The sequence below is a fragment of the Burkholderia sp. Bp9004 genome (genome assembly GCF_003858025.1).
Taxonomy (GTDB): Bacteria; Pseudomonadota; Gammaproteobacteria; order Burkholderiales; family Burkholderiaceae; genus Burkholderia; species Burkholderia diffusa.
Genome location: NZ_QTQD01000021.1, coordinates 1 through 19379 on the forward strand (window position 1 = coordinate 1; position 19379 = coordinate 19379).

General features: G+C 66.4%; 16 protein-coding genes. 3 read left to right on the forward strand and 13 right to left on the reverse strand.

All coding sequences use genetic code 11. The annotated features are described in order from the left end of the window. Positions 1 to 197 (forward strand): hypothetical protein (locus tag DIE08_RS35925; RefSeq protein WP_221622451.1); only part of this gene is annotated, 197 nt, incomplete at its 5' end. Here DIE08_RS35925 and phaC read toward each other — a convergent pair. The 3 genes from phaC to DIE08_RS21890 all read right to left on the reverse strand — a co-directional run bounded on the left by phaC (position 176) and on the right by DIE08_RS21890 (position 4474). Next, the gene (phaC, locus tag DIE08_RS21880) at positions 176 to 2050 is read right to left on the reverse strand and encodes a class I poly(R)-hydroxyalkanoic acid synthase (RefSeq protein WP_124903539.1); all 1875 of its coding nucleotides are present in this window, start codon (positions 2048 to 2050) and stop codon (positions 176 to 178) included. The two genes, DIE08_RS35925 and phaC, sit on opposite strands and share 22 nt — an antisense overlap. Positions 2051 to 2419: 369 nt before the next feature. After that, the gene (pgeF, locus tag DIE08_RS21885; RefSeq protein ID WP_124903541.1) at positions 2420 to 3259 is read right to left on the reverse strand and encodes a peptidoglycan editing factor PgeF; all 840 of its coding nucleotides are present in this window, start codon (positions 3257 to 3259) and stop codon (positions 2420 to 2422) included. A 6-nt stretch (positions 3260 to 3265) separates the two neighbouring features. Then, positions 3266 to 4474, reverse strand: coding sequence for an RluA family pseudouridine synthase (locus tag DIE08_RS21890; protein WP_059604426.1), 1209 nt, complete (start codon positions 4472 to 4474; stop codon positions 3266 to 3268). A 41-nt stretch (positions 4475 to 4515) separates the two neighbouring features. Here DIE08_RS21890 and DIE08_RS21895 point away from each other — a divergent pair, with 41 nt between their 5' ends. After that, entirely contained in the window at positions 4516 to 5340 is an 825-nt protein-coding gene (locus DIE08_RS21895) for an outer membrane protein assembly factor BamD (RefSeq protein WP_059604424.1), read from the forward strand. A gap of 81 nt (positions 5341 to 5421) precedes the next feature. On the opposite strand, the gene DIE08_RS21900 is transcribed toward DIE08_RS21895, so the two are convergent. The 3 genes from DIE08_RS21900 to DIE08_RS21910 form a co-directional block, all read right to left on the reverse strand. Beyond that, the gene (locus DIE08_RS21900) at positions 5422 to 7665 is read right to left on the reverse strand and encodes an ATP-dependent DNA helicase (protein ID WP_124903543.1); all 2244 of its coding nucleotides are present in this window, start codon (positions 7663 to 7665) and stop codon (positions 5422 to 5424) included. 55 nt (positions 7666 to 7720) lie between these two features. Then, complete coding sequence (locus DIE08_RS21905; RefSeq protein ID WP_006755091.1) at positions 7721 to 7936, reverse strand: YdcH family protein; 216 nt, start codon at positions 7934 to 7936, stop codon at positions 7721 to 7723. Positions 7937 to 8013: 77 nt separating this feature from the next. Then, positions 8014 to 8763, reverse strand: a complete 750-nt coding sequence (locus DIE08_RS21910; protein WP_124903545.1) for a hypothetical protein — start codon at positions 8761 to 8763, stop codon at positions 8014 to 8016. A gap of 160 nt (positions 8764 to 8923) precedes the next feature. On the opposite strand from DIE08_RS21910, the gene DIE08_RS21915 reads away from it, so the two are divergent. After that, positions 8924 to 11248: a Tex family protein gene (locus tag DIE08_RS21915; RefSeq protein WP_124622665.1), complete on the forward strand. Its 2325-nt coding sequence runs from the start codon at positions 8924 to 8926 to the stop codon at positions 11246 to 11248. Between the two features lie 111 nt (positions 11249 to 11359). Here DIE08_RS21915 and DIE08_RS21920 read toward each other — a convergent pair whose 3' ends face one another. From DIE08_RS21920 to hflK, 7 genes are all read right to left on the reverse strand, one after another. Next, positions 11360 to 13273, reverse strand: coding sequence for a potassium transporter Kup (locus tag DIE08_RS21920; protein WP_124622663.1), 1914 nt, complete (start codon positions 13271 to 13273; stop codon positions 11360 to 11362). A gap of 273 nt (positions 13274 to 13546) precedes the next feature. After that, entirely contained in the window at positions 13547 to 14143 is a 597-nt protein-coding gene (locus DIE08_RS21930) for a phosphoribosyltransferase (protein ID WP_059604405.1), read from the reverse strand. Positions 14144 to 14151: 8 nt separating this feature from the next. Next, positions 14152 to 15498, reverse strand: coding sequence for an adenylosuccinate synthase (locus tag DIE08_RS21935; RefSeq protein ID WP_124903547.1), 1347 nt, complete (start codon positions 15496 to 15498; stop codon positions 14152 to 14154). Between the two features lie 113 nt (positions 15499 to 15611). Next, positions 15612 to 16760: an ATP phosphoribosyltransferase regulatory subunit gene (locus DIE08_RS21940; RefSeq protein ID WP_059604400.1), complete on the reverse strand. Its 1149-nt coding sequence runs from the start codon at positions 16758 to 16760 to the stop codon at positions 15612 to 15614. A 101-nt stretch (positions 16761 to 16861) separates the two neighbouring features. Continuing rightward, a complete protein-coding gene (locus DIE08_RS21945) occupies positions 16862 to 17053 on the reverse strand; it encodes a DUF2065 domain-containing protein (protein WP_009687995.1) in 192 nt (63 codons plus the stop codon). A gap of 36 nt (positions 17054 to 17089) precedes the next feature. Continuing rightward, complete coding sequence (hflC, locus tag DIE08_RS21950) at positions 17090 to 17989, reverse strand: protease modulator HflC (protein ID WP_124903549.1); 900 nt, start codon at positions 17987 to 17989, stop codon at positions 17090 to 17092. A 15-nt stretch (positions 17990 to 18004) separates the two neighbouring features. Then, complete coding sequence (gene hflK / locus DIE08_RS21955; RefSeq protein ID WP_124903551.1) at positions 18005 to 19372, reverse strand: FtsH protease activity modulator HflK; 1368 nt, start codon at positions 19370 to 19372, stop codon at positions 18005 to 18007. Between the last annotated feature and the right edge of the window lie 7 nt (positions 19373 to 19379).

The window sequence follows — 19379 nt, forward strand, 5'->3', positions numbered from 1 at the left end:
GCCGCGATCTTCGCGAGCGAACCGCCGAATTTGCCGACCGCGGTCCGCGCGGCCGATACGATCACTACGTCCGTCATTTCCCTTTCCTCCAGGCCCGCACGACGCGGCGCATCGCTACCGGCCCTGTTAAAAAACTGCGGTGCACCGGACAGCGTGCGCCGCTGTCCGTCTTTCGTCAATCGCGCTGCAACACGTAGCGGCCCGGCGCCGGCTCGATCACCGGGAACTGCGCGGAACCGGCCTTGGCGGGCGGCGCCACCTTGCGGCCGCCGTACTGGTCGAGCCACTCGACCCAGGTCGTCCACCAGCTGCCCGGCTGCTCGGTCGCACCGGCAAACCAGTCGTCCGCGGATCCGGGCAGATCGTTGTCGTTGACCCAGTAGCTGCGCTTCTTCTTCGCCGGCGGATTGATCACGCCCGCGATGTGGCCCGACGCGCCGAGCACGAACTTCAGCGGACCCGTCAGGATCGACGTCGATGCGTAAGCCGTCTGCCACGGCACGATGTGATCCTCGCGCGACCCGTAGATGAAGGTCGGCACGTCGATGCGCGACAGGTCGACGGATTCGCCGCACACGGTCAGCGCGCCCGGCACGCGAAGCTTGTTCTCGAGATAGGTATTGCGCAGGTACCACGCGTACATCGGGCCCGGCAGGCTCGTCGAGTCGCTGTTCCAGTACAGCAGGTCGAACGCGGCGGGCGTGCGGCCCTTCAGGTAGTTGTCGACGACGTAGTTCCAGACGAGGTCGTTCGGCCGCAGGAACGAGAACGTGTTCGCGAACTCGACGCCGCGCATCAACCCCGGCGCCGCGCCGTTCTTGCCGCCGATGGTCTGCTCGCGCATCTGCACGTGCGCCTCGTCGACGAACACGTCGAGGATGCCGGTGTCGGTGAAATCGAGCATCGCGGTCAGCAGCGTCATCGACGCGGCCGGATGTTCGCCGCGCGCGGCGAGCACCGACAGCGCGGTCGCGAGCATCGTGCCGCCGACGCAGAAGCCAAGCGTGTTGATCTGCTCGCGGCCGCTGATCTGCTGCACGGCGTCGATCGCCGCGAGCAGCCCTTCGTTCATGTAGTCGTCCCACGTCTTGTGCGCGACCGACGCATCGGCGTTGCGCCACGACACGAGGAACACCTGATGGCCGTTCGACAGCGCATGCGCGACGAGCGAATTCTCGGGCTGCAGGTCGAGGATGTAGAACTTGTTGATGCACGGCGGCACGATCAGGAGCGGCCGCTCGAACACCTTGTCCGTCTTCGGCGCGTACTGGATCAGCTGGATCAGGTCGTTCTCGTAGACGACCGCGCCTTCGGTACACCCGAGGTTCTTGCCGACCACGAATTGCGATTCGTCGGTCTGCGAAATTTTGCCGCGCTGCATGTCACCGAGCAGGTTCATCATCCCCTGCCGCAGGCTTTCGCCCTGCGTCTCGAGGATCGACTTCTGTGCATCGGGATTGAGCGCCAGGAAGTTGCTCGGCGCGGCTGCGGCGGTCCATTGCTGGACGGAGAAACGGATGCGTTCGCGCGTCTTCGGATCGGTCTCGAGCGCGTCGGCCAGTTCCTGCAGGTAGCGCGCGTTGAGCAGATACCACGCAGCCGCGAACGCATGCGCGGGCGACGCCTTCCAGGCATCCGCGCTGAAGCGGCGGTCCCTCAGTTCTGGCGACTCGAGCTTCGCGGCGGCGGCCTGCTGCATCAGCGTCACGCAGTCGCGCGCATAATCGGCCTGCAGCTTCTGGAGCCGTTCCGGCGGGATCGCGGCCACGGGCAGCTTCAATCCCGCGAACGGCGAAGCCAGGCCGCCGAAGGCGCCCAGATCGGGCATCGACGGCATCTGGAACGGAACGGATGTCGGGAACTGGAATGCGGCGAACGGATTCGCCGTGGTCGCCGCCGTTGCAGCGCGCGCCGGATCGGCGAAACCGCGCCAGGCGTTCAGCCATGCCTCGAACATCTGCTGCATCGGCTGGGTAGCCTGGTCGAATCCGGTGCTGCCCGCGAAAGTGCCCGCTTGAGCGGACGTCGACGAATTTTTCGATGCTGTCATTACCTGCCTTACCGGTGATTCGTGAGCGTCAATCGTGAAATCCTGCTCGCGCGCGGCGTGCCGGCTGCGAGCCGGGCCGTCATGCTCTGGAGAGGCGTCTCCAGATTCTGCCGCAGTGCGGTATTTTTATCATTATCGTTTTCCCCATGTGAAGCACTGCGTCAAACCACCGAGCATTTCTGCTCGGAGATAATCCGCGCGAAACAAGCTGGACAAGGCTTCCGGCGAAACATAAAACATTTTGATTGACTTGACTTCGCGATTATTCATTCGATTGTCCATGCAACGCCGCATTGCCGCGCCAATATCGCAATAACCGATTTCGCAGCGCAACAAGCCAAGCCGCGCGCGCACGTGCGCGGTCAGCAGTCAATCGGCCAGCCAGATCGCCGCCGCCATGCGGCCGGTCACGCGGTCGCGCCGGTACGAATAGAAGCGCGCGTGTTCGGTGACCGTGCAGGCGGTCCCGCCGCTCACGTGCGTCACGCCTGCGCGCGCGAGGCGCAGGCGCGCAAGCGCGTAGAGGTCGGCGAGGTACTTGCCGGGCGCGCCGTCGATCACGACGAACGCTTGACGCGTCTCATCATGCTCCGACTGCGGAGCCGTGTCGAGAAACGCCTCGCGCACGTCTGCGCCGACCTCGAACGCCCGCGGGCCGATCGCGGGCCCGAGATACGCATGGAGATCATCCGTCGCGCCGCCGGCGAGTGCCGCGACGCCGGCCGCGGTCTGCTCGACGATGCCGGCCGCGAGCCCGCGCCAGCCAGCATGCGCGGCACCCACCGCCCGGCCCCGCGCGTCGCACAACAGCACCGGCAGGCAATCGGCGACCATCACGACACAGACCGCGCCCGCGCGGTCCGTCACGCTCGCATCGGCCCGCACGGGCGCCTCGGCACCCGGCGCGGCCTCGATCACTTCGTCCGCACGCACGATCCGCGCGCCGTGAACCTGTTCGAGCCATGCCGCTCGCGACTGTCCCGCCAGCGCGAGCAAGCGCGCGCGATTCGCGGCGACATGGGTCGGATCGTCACCGGTATGCTGGCCGAGATTCATCCCGCCCGGCAACGCGGCGCCGTCCTGCCAGCGCCCGTACGGGCCCTCGCTCACGCCGCCGTCGCGCGTCGTGATCAGCGCACGCACGCGCGGCGCCACCTGCCAGTCGGGCCGCATGCAGTCCTGCCACGTCAACGGCGCCAGGTTCGTCATCGGCACTCACTCCTCCTCATCGTCGTAATCGTCGTCGTGATCCTGATATTCGCCGGCGAAATCGTCATCGTCGTAGACACCATCTTCATCGTCGAATTCCTCGTCGCCCTGCCCGAAGCCCAGCGCCGCGACGAGCGCGTTCATGTCGTCCGGCAACGGACAACGCCACTGCATCGTCTTGCCCGTGACCGGATGCACGAGGCCGAGCCGCCAGGCGTGCAGCGCCTGCCGCGCGAACCCGCCCGGCAGCGGCGCGACCGAGCGCTTGCCGCGCGCGCGCCCGTACACCGGATCGCCGAGCAGCGGATGCCCGACATGCGCGCAGTGCACGCGGATCTGGTGCGTACGGCCGGTTTCGAGATCGCACTGGATCGCGGACACCGGCTGACGTTGCCACATGCATGTGTCAACCGTACGGAAATGCGTGCGCGCGGGCTTGCCCGACGCGCCGGTGACGACGGCCATGCGCGTGCGCTCGCGCGGATCGCGGCCGATCGGCGCGTCGATCGTGCCGTCTTCGGGCATCATGCCCCATACGAGCGCGAAATAGCGGCGCTTCACGGTACGCGCCTGCAGCTGGCGCACGAGGTCGGTCTGCGCGGCGAGTGTGCGCGCAACCACCATCAGGCCGGACGTCTCCTTGTCGAGCCGGTGCACGATGCCCGCGCGCGGCAGGCCGGCCGCCGCGTCGCCGTAGCGGTGCAGCAGGCCGTTGAGGATCGTGCCGCTCCAGTTGCCGGCAGCCGGATGGACGACGACGCCCGCCGGCTTGTTGATGACGACGAGCGCGTCGTCCTCGTAGATCACGTCGAGCGGCACCGGCTCCGGCGTGAACGCCAGCTGCTCCGGCAGCAGGTCGGGCACGAGCTCGATCCTTGCGCCGAGCGGCACCGGCTGGCGGATCTTCGCCGGCGCGCCGTCGACCAGCACGCGCTGTGCCTCGATCCAGCTCTGCAAGCGGCTGCGGGAGAATTCGGGGAACAGTTGGGCAAGCGCTTTATCGAGGCGCTCACCCGCGAGCGACAGCGGCACTTCGACGACGCGCGGGGCCTCGTCGACCGCCGCGGACGGCACGACAGGCGGCTGCATCGCGCCTGCAGCCAGATCGTCATCGGGGGAATCCCCCGACGCAGCGTCGGCGGGCCGATCGCTTGGGCTATAATCTTCGCGATTTGACTTGCCCTGCGGGGCATTCTGCGAACTTGAACGGGTCATTTAGACTGGGTCACCGAGACTTGAAGCTAGGACATGCGAGCATGATGAATTCGACCAAACGTACGGCCAAAACCGTCGCCGCCCGAGCTGCGGCGGTAGCGGCCGCGGCCCTCATCGCCGGCTGCCACGGCTTGCCGCAGAAGCAGGACGAGACGGCTACCTGGTCGAACAACAAATTATACTCAGAGGCCCAGGACGCACTGTCCGGCGGCGACTGGGGCAAGTGCGCGAAATATTTCGAATCGCTGCAAGGTCGCGATCCGTTCGGCCATTTCGCGCAACAGGCGCAGATCAACGTCGCGTACTGCAACTGGAAGGACAACGAAGCGGCAGCCGCCGACCAGGCCGTCGACCGCTTCATCCAGCTGCATCCGGATCACCCGGATATCCCGTACGCGTACTACCTGAAGGGGATGATCCACTTCAACGACGATCTCGGCCTGTTCGGCCGCTTCTCCGGCCAGGACATGAGCGAGCGCGATCCGCAGGCACTGCGCGAATCGTACGACGCGTTCAAGGTCGTCGTCGACCGCTACCCGAAGAGCAAGTACGCACCCGACGCCGCCGCCCGGATGCGCTACATCGTCAACGCGCTCGCCTCGCACGAGGTGCACGCGGCCGACTACTACTATCGGCGTGGCGCCTATGTCGCGGCGATCAACCGCGCGCAGCTCGCGATCAAGGACTACAAGGGCGCGCCGGCGATCGAGGACGCGCTGCACATCATGATCCTGTCGTACGGCAAGCTGAACCAGCCGGAACTCGCGGAAGACACGAAGCGCGTGCTCGCGGGGACCTTCCCGGACAGCCCGTACATCACCGGCCATTCGCGCCCCGGCACGAAGAAGTCGTGGTGGCAGTTCTGAGCGACGCCCGAGCACCAACAAAAAACCCGGCCATCGAGCCGGGTTTTTTGTTGGTGCCGCCCGCAGCAGGCAGCAGCGCGATCACGCGCGCTTTGCCGCGCGATGTTCGTCGAAGAAGTCCTGCACGACTGCGATCTCGCGGGTGCGCTTGAACGGCGGCAGGCTCTGCCAGATCCGTCGACCGTAAGGCTTGTCGACGAGCCGCGTGTCGCAGATCATCAGCACGCCGCGATCCGTCTCCGCGCGAATCAGCCGGCCTGCGCCCTGCTTCAGCGTGATCACGGCCTGAGGCAGCTGGTGAACCGCGAACGGGCTCAAGCCCTTCTTGGTCAGCGCGTCGAGCCGCGCGGCCAGCACCGGATCGTCAGGCGGCGCGAACGGCAGCTTGTCGATCACAACGAGCGACAGCGCGTCGCCGCGCACGTCGACGCCTTCCCAGAAGCTCTGGCTGCCGACGAGGATCGCATTGCCGTACGAACGGAAACGATCGAGCAGTTCGGTACGGCTGGCATCGCCTTGCACCAGCAGCGGCGTGTTCCAGCCGCGCGACTCGATCACGTCGCGCAGCTTCGACGCGATCCGGTCGACCGCGCGCAGCGTCGTGCACAGCATGAAGACGCCGCCGCCCGATGCCTCGATCGCCGGCAACGCGGCATCGAACACGGCATCGGTAAACGCCGGCGACGACGGCTGCGGCAGGTTGCGCGGCACATACAGCAGGCCCTGCGTCTGATAGTCGAACGGGCTTGCGAGGGTCATCGAGCGCCGCGAGCTGAGGCCCATCTGGGCCGCGTAGTGCGTGAAATCGCCGCGCACCGACAGCGTCGCCGACGTGAACACCCACGCGCGGGGCACGCCGGCGCGCTGCTTCGCGAAAATCGGCGCGACCGACAGCGGCGTCTCGTGCAGCTGGACGGTATGCGCGAACACCTCGACCCAGCGCACCTTCTCGTTCGGGTCGTCGGTGGCCGCCTTGTCGCCGGCTGCCGCGGCATCGGCCTTCGCGGCCGCTTCCGCCGCGCCGGGCGCAACCCAGCCCGCGAGCAGGTCCTGCAGCTCGCGTGCGCGCCGCAGGCACGCGCCGAGCGACTCCGCCCGCTCGGCCTGGCTCGCGAGCGCCGAGGCAAGCGCATCGAGCGCCACTTCGAGCGCGTCGAGCGCGGCGAACATCGGGTGATCGTCGCCCAGTTGCGCGAGCGACATGCGCACGATCTGGTCGTTCGCGAACGCGAGACGCAGGTCGCGCGCCGCACGTTCGAGATCGCCGCCGAGCTTCACCCACTCGACCGCATCGCGCGCATGGCTCAGGCCTTCCGCGACCGTGTCGCGCGCAAGTTCGAGGATCTGCGTGGTCGACAGCGTCTCGCCGAAGAACAGCGTGGCCGTCTCCGGCAACTGGTGCGCTTCGTCAAAGATCACCGTGTTCGCGTTCGGCAGCAGCTCGGCCATCCCGGTGTCGCGCAGCATGATGTCCGCGAAGAACAGGTGATGGTTGACGACGACGATGTCCGCCTGCTGGGCCTCGCGGCGCGCCTGCATCACGAAGCATTCCTTGTAATGCGGGCACTCCTGGCCGAGGCAGTTGTCGCGCGTCGACGTGACCATCGACCACACCGGTGCCGTCTCCGGCACGCTCGCGAGTTCGGCCTTGTCGCCGCTCTTCGTGACCTTGGCGAACCGGACGATTTCCTGCAGGTACGCGGTATCCTGGCGCGACGGCAAGCGACCGTTGTCGGCCGTGCGCTGCAGGTAGTAATGGCACAGGTAGTTCGAGCGGCCCTTGAGCATCGCGACCGTCACCGGCACCGCGAGTGCGTTGCGCACGGTCGGGATGTCGCGCTGGAACAGCTGGTCCTGCAGGTGCTTCGTGCCGGTCGATACGATCACCTTGCCGCCCCACAGCATCGCGGGCACCAGGTACGCATAGGTCTTGCCGGTGCCGGTGCCGGCCTCGACGATCAGCGTATTGTCGCCAGCGTCGCCGTCGGCTTCGGGCGCAACACCCTCCGCGGCGGATTCGGCCGCCTTGTCGCCTTCGCCGAGGCGGCGCGCCGGCCGCTTGCGGGTCTCGAAGATCTCCGGCTCGGGCATCCGGCGCGCGGACGCCTCCATCGCGGACGCGACCGCGCGCGCCATCTCGATCTGCGACTGACGCGGGTGATAGCCGTCGAGCGCACGCGCGAGCAATCCGCCGTCGCCGAAGATCGTGTCGAGTTCGTCGACGCGTTTGCGGCTCAGCTCGAAGGTGCCTTCGGGCGCACGAACGCGCCCGGCGGACGACGCGTCACGCCGGGAATCGGGTTTGGCATCAAGCGGTGAATTCAAGGCAAGCGTTCCTGTGTCCAGCGCCCGAGCGGCGCCGGCGCTTGCCAGGCCGCGCTCAGGCGCGCTTATCCGGTTCCAGCTGCGATTGCAGCAAAATGATTTTGTCCTTGGCCGCCAGCTTTTCCTTCTTCAGCCGGTGCAGCGTGATGTCATCGATGTCGGAGTGTCCTTCCTTCAGCTCGATCTCCCGAGCGAGCTGCTGGTGCTGCTCCTGCAATGCAGCCAAACGGTTGTGCAATTCCTGCTGCTGTTCCGTGGGACGGTTTTGCATATGCGCCTCCTCATCGAAGCAGCGCGCCGACTGGCGTGCCGGCACGCACGAGACTGACTCCGGATCAATCCAACACGTTACTGCCCCTGCTGTTGCTGCTTGGCCTTCTTGGCCGCTTCCTGCTGACGCCGCTCGACATCGGCCTTGTGCTGGGCGGCTTCCTTCTGCTTCTGCTCGTAGCGCGCGGCGTTGTCCGCCCGCTCCTGCGCTTTCTGCGCGCCCTGCTGGCGCGCCTGGTCGAGCTTGCGCTGGAAGTCTGCCTGCTTCTGGTCGTATGCCTGCTTGTTCGCGGCGCGCTGCGGGCCCTCGGCGCCGCGCTGCGCCTGCTTCAGCGCATTCTGCTCCTGCTTGTCGCGGAACGCAGCCGCGTTCGCCGCATCGTTCGCCGCGCGCTGCGGCGCTTCCGCCGCATTCTGCGCCTGCTTCAACGCCTGCTGCTGGTCGCGCTGCTGCGCCCGCACCGCGCGCTGTTCGTCGTCGAGCGCGAGCTGCTCCTGACGGATGCTCGCCCGCTCCTCGCGCATCCGGTCGCGCGCATTGCCGAGACAGTGATTGACGAAGAACTTGCTGTAACAATCGTGCTCCGCCACGGCATAACGATAATCGTTTTCCGCGGAACGTTGATTGAGCACTTTTTGACGGGTGTCAAAATCCTGCGTGGTGGAGGGGGCGACGGGCGCGGCCACTGCGGCGTCCGGCGCGGTGGCGCCCGATGCCTGTGCGTACGCGACGGTAGACCCGGCGGACAAAGCCGCGGCGAGCGCTGCGCCGAGCGCGACGAGAGAAATGCGGGAAGTTGGCAACGTCGTAGGAAAGCTGCGGGACATGTGTCAAATTCTATCACCCCCGGCTGGACGCTCCGCCATTTATGGCAAAATGCCCCGCTTCACTCACCCGCGGCATCTGGTCCGGCGGGCCCGTCTTGCAGCCCGCGGCGCGCGGCCTGCCGGCCCGCGCCGCGATTTCAGCAGGCAGATCATCCACGACATGACGGAAACCGTAGCACTCAAGATCGTACAGCGCATCGCCACCGAACTGTCCGTCCAGCCGCGCCAGGTCGCGGCGGCAGTGCAACTCCTCGACGAAGGCTCGACCGTTCCGTTCATTGCCCGGTACCGCAAGGAAGTGACCGGCAACCTGGACGACACGCAGCTGCGCCAGCTCGAGGAACGCCTCCTGTATCTGCGCGAGCTCGAGGATCGCCGCGCGGCGATCCTGTCGAGCATCGACGAACAGGGCAAGCTGACCGACGAACTGCGCGCCGCGATCGACGCGGCCGACAGCAAGCAGGTGCTCGAAGACCTTTATCTGCCGTACAAGCCGAAGCGCCGCACGCGTGCGCAGATCGCGCGCGAAGCCGGCCTCGAGCCGCTCGCGCAGGCGCTGCTCGCGAATCCGCTGCTCGACCCGCAGACGGAAGCCGCCGCGTACGTCGATGCCGACAAGGGCGTCGCCGACGTGAAGGCCGCCCTCGACGGCGCCCGCGACATCCTGTCCGAGCAATTCGGCGAAACAGCCGAACTGCTCGGCAAGCTGCGCGACTACCTGCACAGCCAGGGCGTCGTGTCCTCCGCGGTCGTCGAAGGCAAGGAAAACGAGGAAGGCGAGAAGTTCCGCGACTACTACGACTACGCGGAAACGATCCGCACCGTGCCGTCGCATCGCGCGCTGGCACTGTTCCGCGGCCGCAATGCCGGCGTGCTGACCGTCAAGCTCGGGCTCGGCGAGGAACTCGACGCGCAGATCCCGCATCCCGGCGAAGCGATGATCGCGCGCCATTTCGGGATCGCGAACCAGAGCCGCCCGGCGGACAAGTGGCTGTCCGACGTGTGCCGCTGGTGCTGGCGCGTGAAGGTGCAGCCGCACATCGAGAACGAACTGCTCACGCAACTGCGTGAAACGGCGGAAGCCGAAGCAATCCGCGTGTTCGCCCGCAACCTGAAGGACCTGCTGCTGGCCGCGCCGGCCGGCCCGAAGGCCGTGATCGGTCTCGACCCCGGCCTGCGCACGGGCGTGAAGGTCGCCGTGGTCGACCGCACCGGCAAGCTGCTCGCGACCGATACGATCTACCCGCACGAGCCGCGGCGCGACTGGGACGGCTCGCTCGCGAAGCTCGCGCGCATCGCCGCGCAGACGCAGGCCGAGCTGATCAGCATCGGCAACGGCACCGCGTCCCGTGAAACCGACAAGCTCGCGAGCGAGCTGATCGCGAAGCACCCCGAACTGCGGCTGCAGAAGATCGTCGTGTCGGAAGCCGGCGCGTCGGTCTACTCGGCGTCCGAACTGGCCGCAAAGGAATTCCCGGAACTCGACGTGTCGCTGCGCGGCGCCGTGTCGATCGCCCGCCGCCTGCAGGACCCGCTCGCGGAGCTCGTGAAGATCGAGCCGAAGGCGATCGGCGTCGGCCAGTACCAGCACGATGTGAACCAGCGCGAACTCGCCCGCTCGCTCGACGCGGTGGTCGAGGATTGCGTGAACGCGGTCGGCGTCGACGCAAACACCGCGTCGGTCGCGCTGCTCGCACGCGTCTCGGGCCTGAACGCCACGCTCGCGCGCAACATCGTCGACTACCGCGATGCGAACGGGCCGTTCCCGTCGCGCGATCACCTGCGCAAGGTGCCGCGCCTCGGCGACAAGACCTTCGAACAGGCAGCCGGCTTCCTGCGCATCAACGGCGGCGAGAATCCGCTCGACCGCTCGTCGGTCCACCCGGAGGCTTATCCGGTCGTCGAACGGATCCTCGCGAAGATCAACAAGCGGATCGACGACGTGCTCGGCAGCCGTGATGCGCTGTCCGGCCTGTCGCCGACCGAATTCGTTGACGAACGTTTCGGCCTGCCGACCGTGCGCGACATCCTGTCCGAACTCGAAAAACCGGGTCGTGACCCGCGCCCCGAATTCAAGACCGCAACGTTCCGTGACGGCGTCGAAAAGGTGTCTGACCTGATGCCGGGCATGCTGCTTGAAGGTGTCGTGACGAACGTCGCGGCGTTCGGCGCATTCGTGGATGTTGGCGTGCACCAGGACGGCCTCGTCCACGTGTCCGCGATGTCGACGAAGTTCATCAAGGATCCGCACGAAGTCGTGAAGGCCGGCCAGGTCGTCAAGGTCAAGGTGCTCGACGTCGACGTAAAGCGTCAGCGCATTTCGCTGACGATGCGCCTCGACGACGAAGCGGCCGCGCCCGGCATGGCGCCGCGCGGCGGCCAGGATCGCGGCAATGCCGGCCGCGGCGCGGCGCGCCCGCAGCGTTCGCGCGAGCCTGAACCGGCCGGCGCGATGGCTGCGGCGTTCGCGAAGCTGAAACGCTGAACACGCGAAGGCTGTCGACGCACCAAAAAAAGCCCGCCGGAAGGCGGGCTTTTTCATGGCTTCGGCAAACGTTGCCGGATCGGCATGGGCCGCATATGCGGCCCGTGCCGATCAGATTTCGATCTTGGTGCCGAGCTCGACGACGCGGTTCGCCGGGATCGAGAAGAAGTCGGTCGGCTTCGCCGCGTTCTGATGCATCCATGCGAACACGCGTTCGCGCCAGATCGACATGCCGGGCAGATGCGTCGGCACGACCGTTTCGCGCGCGAGGAAGAACGACGTGTCCATCAGTTCGAACGTCATGTCGTGCGTGCGGCCGAATTCCTCGAGCACGGCCTTCACGTCCGGCGTCTCGTTGAAGCCGTATTCGGCCTTGACGATGTACAGACCGCCGCCCGCGTCGCGCGAACTCAGGCGCTTGTCATCGCGCACGTACGGGATGTCGCGCGTGACGAACGTCAGGAAAATGGTCCGCTCGTGCAGCACCTTGTTGTGCTTCAGGTTGTGCAACAGGCTGACGGGCACGAGCTTGTCGTTACCGGTCAGGTAGATCGCCGTACCCGACACACGGTGCGGCGGATGCGCGAGCAGCCCCTGCAGGAACGGCTCGAGCGGGATACCGTCGGCAGCCGTACGCTCCTTGACGATGTGGCGGCCCTTGTACCAGGTCATCAGCAGGAAGAACAGCAGCGCGCCAATGCCGAGCGGCAGCCAGCCGCCCTGCGCGACCTTGAGCAGGTTCGCGCCAAAAAAGCCGAGGTCGACCGCGAGGAACACCGCGATGATCGCGCCGACGAGCAGCCGGTTCCAGTTCCATACCTTCACCATCACGACAGCCGCGAGCACGGTCGTGATCACCATCGTCGCCGTCACCGCGATACCGTACGCGGCGGCGAGGTTGTCGGAGCTCTTGAAGCCGATCACGATGCAGAGGATCACGAACAGCAGCAGCCAGTTCACGACCGGCACGTAGATCTGGCCGATCGCCAGCTCGGACGTATGCAGCACCTTCATGCGCGGCACGTAGCCGAGCTGGATCGCCTGCGACGTCAACGAATACGCGCCCGAGATCACGGCCTGCGAAGCGATCACGGTCGCAACCGTCGACAGCACGACGAGCGGCAGCAGCGCCCACTCCGGCGCCAGCAGGAAGAACGGGTTCTCGATCGCCTTCGGGTTCTGGATCAGCAGCGCGCCCTGGCCGAAGTAGTTCAGCACGAGCGACGGCATCACGAGCCCGTATGCGGCGAGGCGAATCGGCTTCGCGCCGAAGTGGCCCATGTCCGCGTAGAGCGCTTCCGCACCGGTCAGCACCAGCACGACCGAACCGAGCACGACATAAGCCTGCAGCACATGCTCCGACATGAACGACGCCGCGTAATACGGGTTGATCGCCGCGATGATGCCCGGCACGCGCGCGATGTGATACACACCGAGCGCCGCGATCGCGATGAACCACAGCACCATGATCGGCCCGAACAGCTTGCCGACCATCGCGGTACCGTGACGCTGGATCCAGAACAGCGCGATCAGGATCACGATCGTGATCGGCATCACGAGATGGGACAGGTGCGGCGTCGCGATCTCCAGACCTTCGACGGCCGACATCACGGAAATCGCCGGCGTGATCACGGCATCGCCGTAGAACATGCACGCGCCGAAGATCCCGAGCGCCATCAGCGCGCCCGCGACGCGGGTTTTCGAGTCGAGCGGCCGCAGCGACAGCGCCATCAGCGCGAGCACGCCGCCCTCGCCATTGTTGTCGGCCCGCATCACGAACAGTAGATACTTGATGCCGACCACCAGGATGATCGCCCAGAACAGCAGCGAGATCACCCCGAGAATCGAGCCTTCGGTGAGCGGAATGCCGTGTGCGGGGCTGAACGCCTCCTTCAGCGAATACAGCGGGCTCGTGCCGATGTCGCCGAACACGACGCCGATGGCCGCTATCGCAAGCGCCCGCATCGAGTGTTGGTGCGTCGAATGCGCATGGGCTGCGTCGGTCGCCTGGATCGTGTCGTTCATATGAAGCTTAATAATCGGGTCCGGTTCGGACAAAACGAGCGCTATTCTACTCGCGCCCCCCTGAAAAACCGTCCTGCCCTGTTGCCCTGAAGCCACGTGATCCACGCTGCGCATGCAATCCTGCGCGAGCTGTGGCAGGGCTGCCATCATAGCCGGGGCCGCGCCGTCTGCCTACCGTCAAGACCGATTGTGGTACCCACCAGCCCGGCGCCGCAATGAAAAACGGCGCCGCAAGCGGCGCCGTACAAGGCTTTCCTTCGATCAGCCGGACACTTACGCGCCCGAGCCGTCGCGCTGCGCACGACCACGCTTGATCCACGCCTCGAGATTATGCGGACGAACCGTGTCCCACTCTTCGAACGGCTGATGAATCCACGGATTAGTCGGCAGATACTGCGTGTGATAGTCAGGCTTGATCTTCGAGCAACCCTTGTACCAGAGCACCGCCGAGCGCACGGCCTTGACCGCCGGATAGCGCTCCTTCAGGTGCTCCTGCACGCGCGCGAGCGTGACGCCCGAATCGACGAGATCGTCGACCAGCAGCACGTTGCCCTCGAGGTTGCCACGCGTCATCGTGATGTACTGCGCGATGTCGAGCTCGCCCTGCTCGGTGCCGGCCGCTTCGCGGTACGAACTCGTCGCGAGGATCGCGAGCGGGACGTCATAGATGCGCGACAGTTGGTCGCCGACGCGCAGACCGCCGCGCGCGAGGCACAGGATCTGATCGAACTTCCAGCCCGATGCATGCACCTGGAGCGCAAGCAGCTCGATCAGACGATGGTATTCGTCCCAGCCCACCCACAGGTTCTTGTCGTCGTTGCGCGGATCGGTCATCAAGTCTGCCGCCGTCATCGTGATTTGCTGCGTCATGCTGAGAATTACACCTTGAACGGGTGGCGAAGCAGGATCGTCTCGTCGCGATCCGGCCCCGTCGAAACCATGTCGACCGGCACGCCGGCCACTTCCTGGACACGGGCCAGGTATGCCTGAGCATTCGCCGGCAGCGCGTCCCACGCCTTGATGCCGACGGTGCTTTCCTTCCAGCCGGCAAACGTTTCGTACACGGGCTCGCAACGCGCGACATCGGCCGCACCGCGCGGCAGGATGTCCACGTCCTTGCCGTCGATCTTGTAGCCGACGCACAGCTTGACTTCATCGAGGCCGTCGAGCACGTCGAGCTTCGTCATGCACAGACCCGACACGCCGTTGATCTGGATCGAGCGGCGCAGCGCCGCCGCGTCGAGCCAGCCGGTGCGGCGCGGACGGCCGGTGACCGAGCCGAATTCCTTGCCGACGTTCGCCAGCGTAACGCCGACCTGGTCCTGGCGCTGCGGGTTGTCCGCGTCGTACAGCTCGCTCGGGAACGGGCCCGAGCCGACGCGCGTGCAGTACGCCTTCGTGATGCCGAGGATGTAGTTCAGCTTCTGCGGACCGACGCCAGCGCCGGCCGATGCCGCACCCGCGACGCAGTTGCTCGACGTGACGAACGGATAGGTGCCGTGGTCGATGTCGAGCAGCGTGCCTTGCGCGCCTTCGAACAACAGGTTCTGACCGGCGTTGTTCGCGTCATACAGGCGGCGCGACACGTCGGCCACCATCGGCTTCAGGCGATCGGCGTAGCCGAGCATCGTGTCGAGCGTGGCCTGGAAATCGACGGCCGCGCCACCCAGGTACTGGGTCAGCACGAAGTTGTGGAAATCGAGGTTTTCGCGCAGGCGGTCGGCGAAGGTCTTTGCGTCGAACAGGTCCTGCACGCGCAGCGCGCGGCGGCCGACCTTGTCTTCGTACGCGGGGCCGATGCCGCGGCCGGTCGTACCGATCTTGCCCGCACCCTTACGCGCCTCGCGCGCCTGGTCGATCGCAATGTGGTACGGCAGGATCAGCGTCGTGGCTTCGGAGATGAACAGGCGATCGCGCACGTTCACGCCGGCCTCTTCCAGCTCGCCGATTTCCTTGAACAGTGCCTCGGGGGACAGGACAACGCCATTGCCGATGTAGCAGGCGACGCCTTCACGCATGATGCCCGACGGAATGAGGCGCAAGATGGTTTTCTTGCCGCCGATGATGAGGGTGTGGCCGGCGTTGTGACCGCCCTGGAAACGCACGACGCCCTGAGCGTGGTCCGTCAGCCAGTCGACGATCTTGCCCTTGCCTTCATCACCCCATTGCGTTCCCACGACGACGACATTGCGCCCGGGAGTCACGTTCACTGCGCTGGCAGACATGTTGATTCGTTAGCTGGTTAAAAACGTATTCTACCTATGTTCGCGGGCGATTCCGAATTTTTCCGTTTCGCTTCAACGATATGCACGCCGAACGACGGCCCGCGAACGCCTGTTTAACGGGGTTCGACCACCCATGCGCCGTTACGCTCGACGAGCGAACGGTCGCACGCGAACTCGTCGAGCACGTGGTCGTGCCCCGGCAACGCCTGGATCACGACCTCGCCCGCATCGCGCAGCGCCGCAACGGCCGCGCTCAGCGCGTCGTCCTGTGCCCACGGCGCGAGAATTGCAGTGCCTCGCGCCTCGATCGGCGAAATCCGCGCGAGTTCGCGCAAGTCGAGCGAGAAGCCCGTCGCCGGGCGGGCGCGGCCGTAGGCCTGGCCCACGTGGTCGTAACGGCCGCCGCGCGCGATCGCGTTCGGCACGCCGTCGATGTACGCCGTAAACATCGCGCCGCTGTGGTACGCGTAGCCACGCAGGTCGGCGAGATCGATCGCCACCTCGACGCCCTTCGCCTGCGCCGCGAGCTGCGCGAGATCGTCGAGTGCGCGCGTGATCTCGGGCAGCACCGGCAGGCGTGCACGTGCCTCGTCGAGCACGCTCGCGTCGCCGTACAGATGCGGCAGCGCCCGCAGCGCCGCGCGCGTATCGGCGCCGAGATCGTCGGTGAGTTCGTTCAGCAGCGGCACGTCCTTGCCCGACAGCGCGTCGTGCAGCGCCTCGCCGCGCTCGGCGGCCTGCGCGTCGCGTGCGAGCAGCGCCGCGAGCACGCCCGCGTGACACAGATCCAGACGGATCCGCGACAGCCCCGCGAGGTGCAGTGCGTCGAGCATCAGCTGCTGGATCTCCAGATCGGCTTCCAGCCCGGCATGACCGTAGATTTCGGCGCCGATCTGGATCTGTTCGCGCGTCGCATGCAGGCCGCGCGGACGCGTATGCATCACGTGGCCCGCATAGCAGAGGCGCGTCACGCCCTGGCGGTTCAGCAGGTGCGCGTCGATGCGCGCGACCTGCGGCGTGATGTCCGCGCGCAGGCCGAGCGTGCGGCCCGACAGCTGATCGACCAGCTTGAAGGTGCGCAGGCGCAGGTCGGCGCCGCCGCTCGTCAGCAGCGACTCGAGATATTCGAGCAGCGGCGGCATCACCATTTCGTAGCCGTACGAACGGAAGCGATCGAGCAGCCTGCGGCGCAGCTCCTCGATCTTGCGCGCTTCCGACGGCAGTACGTCGGCGATATTCTCGGGAAGTAACCAGGTCGACATCGGTACGGTCCTACGACAGGAAACAGGGCGCGACACGCGCGCCGCGAGATGAATCGGAAATCGGAAATCGGGCGGAACGAACGGCGGGTGCGCCGTCCGGATCAGGTGGCGAGCAGCAACAGGACGAGCCCGAGCGCCATCACGATGAGCCCGCCGATCCGGATATGATGCGGCGGCCGCTCCGCTATTCTACGAAACGTGTCGCGCCAGGCGACGGGAAACACGAAGGGGAACGCCCCCTCGATAATCAGCATCAGTGCTACCGCGAGCAACAACGAGCCAGCCAGATCCATGCGAGCGACGGCGCCACTCGATGCGGCGCCCCAAGGTCAGTGTTTGCGGGGAGCGGGTGCCGCCGGTGCGGCACCGCCCGTCGAGCTGCGCATGAAGCGGAAAAACTCGCTGTCGGGGTCGACGACGATGATGTCGTTGCGCTTGAAGGTATTCCGGTAAGCCTGCAGGCTCGCATAAAACTGATAGAACTGCGGATCACGGCCAAACGCTTCGGCGGCGATCGACGCGGCCTTCGCGTCGCCCTCGCCCTTGACCATCTGCGCGGACTTGTACGCATTCGCGAGCACCGCCTGCTGTTCGCGTTCCGCGTCGGCCTTGATCTGCTCGACATCGGCGGCGCTATCCGCACGCACCTGTGCGGCCTGGTCGCGCAGCGCGGCAATCATCCGCTGATAGACGGCATCCGTCTGCGCAGCCGGCAAGTCGACACGCGTCAACTGCACGTCGACCACGTCGACGCCCAAGACCGATGCCTTCGCGCGCACCGCCTCGCGCACCGCATTGGCAATGTCGCGCTGGCCGCCGAGCGCGTCGTCGAGCGCGCGCTTGCCGAACGCGTCGCCGAGTGCGCTCTTCAGCGCGCCGGCCAGACGCTCGGTGGCAGCCGCCGGGTCGCCGCCCGTCGCCGTGAAATACTTCATCGGATCGCTGATCCGGTACTTGACCGCATACGCGACAAGCAGATCGTGCTTGTCTTCGGTCGCCAGTTGCAACGGATCCGACGACTCGAGCGATTGCAGGCGCGTGTCGATCAGCGTCGCCGTCTGCAGCGGCGGCGGCAACTTGAAATGAATGCCGGGACCCGCGAGTTCGGGTTGCGCGCCGTCGCGGCCCGACAACACGGCAGTGTGGCGCGGGTCGACGGTCAGGACGGTCGACGACGCCGCGAAGGCGGCGATCACGATTGCGACGACGAGCGCAATGATTCGGTTCATGTTCTGCGCTCTCCGTTACTTCGTATCGTCTTCACGCGAGCGGCTGCGGAACGCTTCGCGCGACCGCAGCACGTCGCTGCCCGGTGCGGGCGCCGCCGCGGACGAAGCCGCGCTCGCGGGTGCGCTCGATGCAGCGGCAGCCGGGGCCGACGCCGCGGCGGGCTCGGATGCACCGGCCGGCGTCGCGGCATTCGTGGCATTCGCGGCATTCGCGACGTTTTGTCGCCCCTGCTCGACGAGCTTGTCGAGCGGCAGATACACGACGCTGTTGCCACCCTTGTTGCCGACGAACACTTTCGTCGCGTTCGAATAGATTTCCTGCATCGTCTCGAGGTACATCCGCTCACGGATCACCGCGGGCGCTTTCGAATACTGTGCATAGACCTGCTTGAACCGGTCGGCGTCGCCTTCTGCTTGCGTGACCACGCGATCGGCATACGCCTTCGCTTCATCGGCGAGTTTCGCGGCATCGCCCTGCGCCTTCGGCAGCAGGTCGTTCGCATAGGCCTGCGCCGCACGCTTCGCGGCCTCGCGGTCTTCGCGCGCCTTCGCGACTTCGGCGTATGCGGCCTGTGTCTGCTCGGGTGCCGCGACGTTCTGCATCGTGACGGCCGTGATCTCGAGGCCCGACTGGTAGCGATCGAGATCGCGCTGGATCGCGGCGGACAATTGCTCGCGCAGCGCGTCGCGATCCTGGTTCAGCATGTCGGCCGCGCTGCGCGTGCCGACGATCGCACGCACCGCGGCCTGGGCGGCCTGCGACACACTGCGCTCCGGGTCGACGCTGCGGAACAGGTAGTCGATTGCCGAACGAATGCGGTACTGGACGATGAAACGCACGTCGACGATGTCGGCGTCGCGCGTCAGCATCGCCGCTTCCTTCACGTTCGCGAGACGCACGACGTTGTTGCGGCCGATCTCGATCGAACGGACCTGCGATGTGTCGACGATCTCGTGCGACGCGAACGGATACGGTGCGCGCCAGTGCACGCCCTGGCCAACCGTGCCGGACAGCTTGCCGAACTGCAGCACGACGCCCGTCTGGCCCTCCTGCACGACGAACAGCCCGCTGCCTGCGTAGACCGCGACCAGCACGCCGACCACGATGCCAACGCCGACGCGCGCGGCCCGGCCATTGTCGGGCCGGAAGCCGTTGCCGCCCTTGCCGCCGAACAGGCCGCTCAGACGCCGGTTGAAGTTGCGCCACATCTCGTCGAGATCGGGCGGACCGTCACCGTCGCCACCGGGCGGACGCTTCGATTCGTTCGCACGCGGACGGGATCCGTCGTTGCCCTTGCCTTCGCCGCGTCCCCAGCGGGGATCGTTGATTGACAGCAAGGCGCGCATCCGCCGCCAGGTACTCCGCTCGTTGTATTCGTTCACCAGAGTT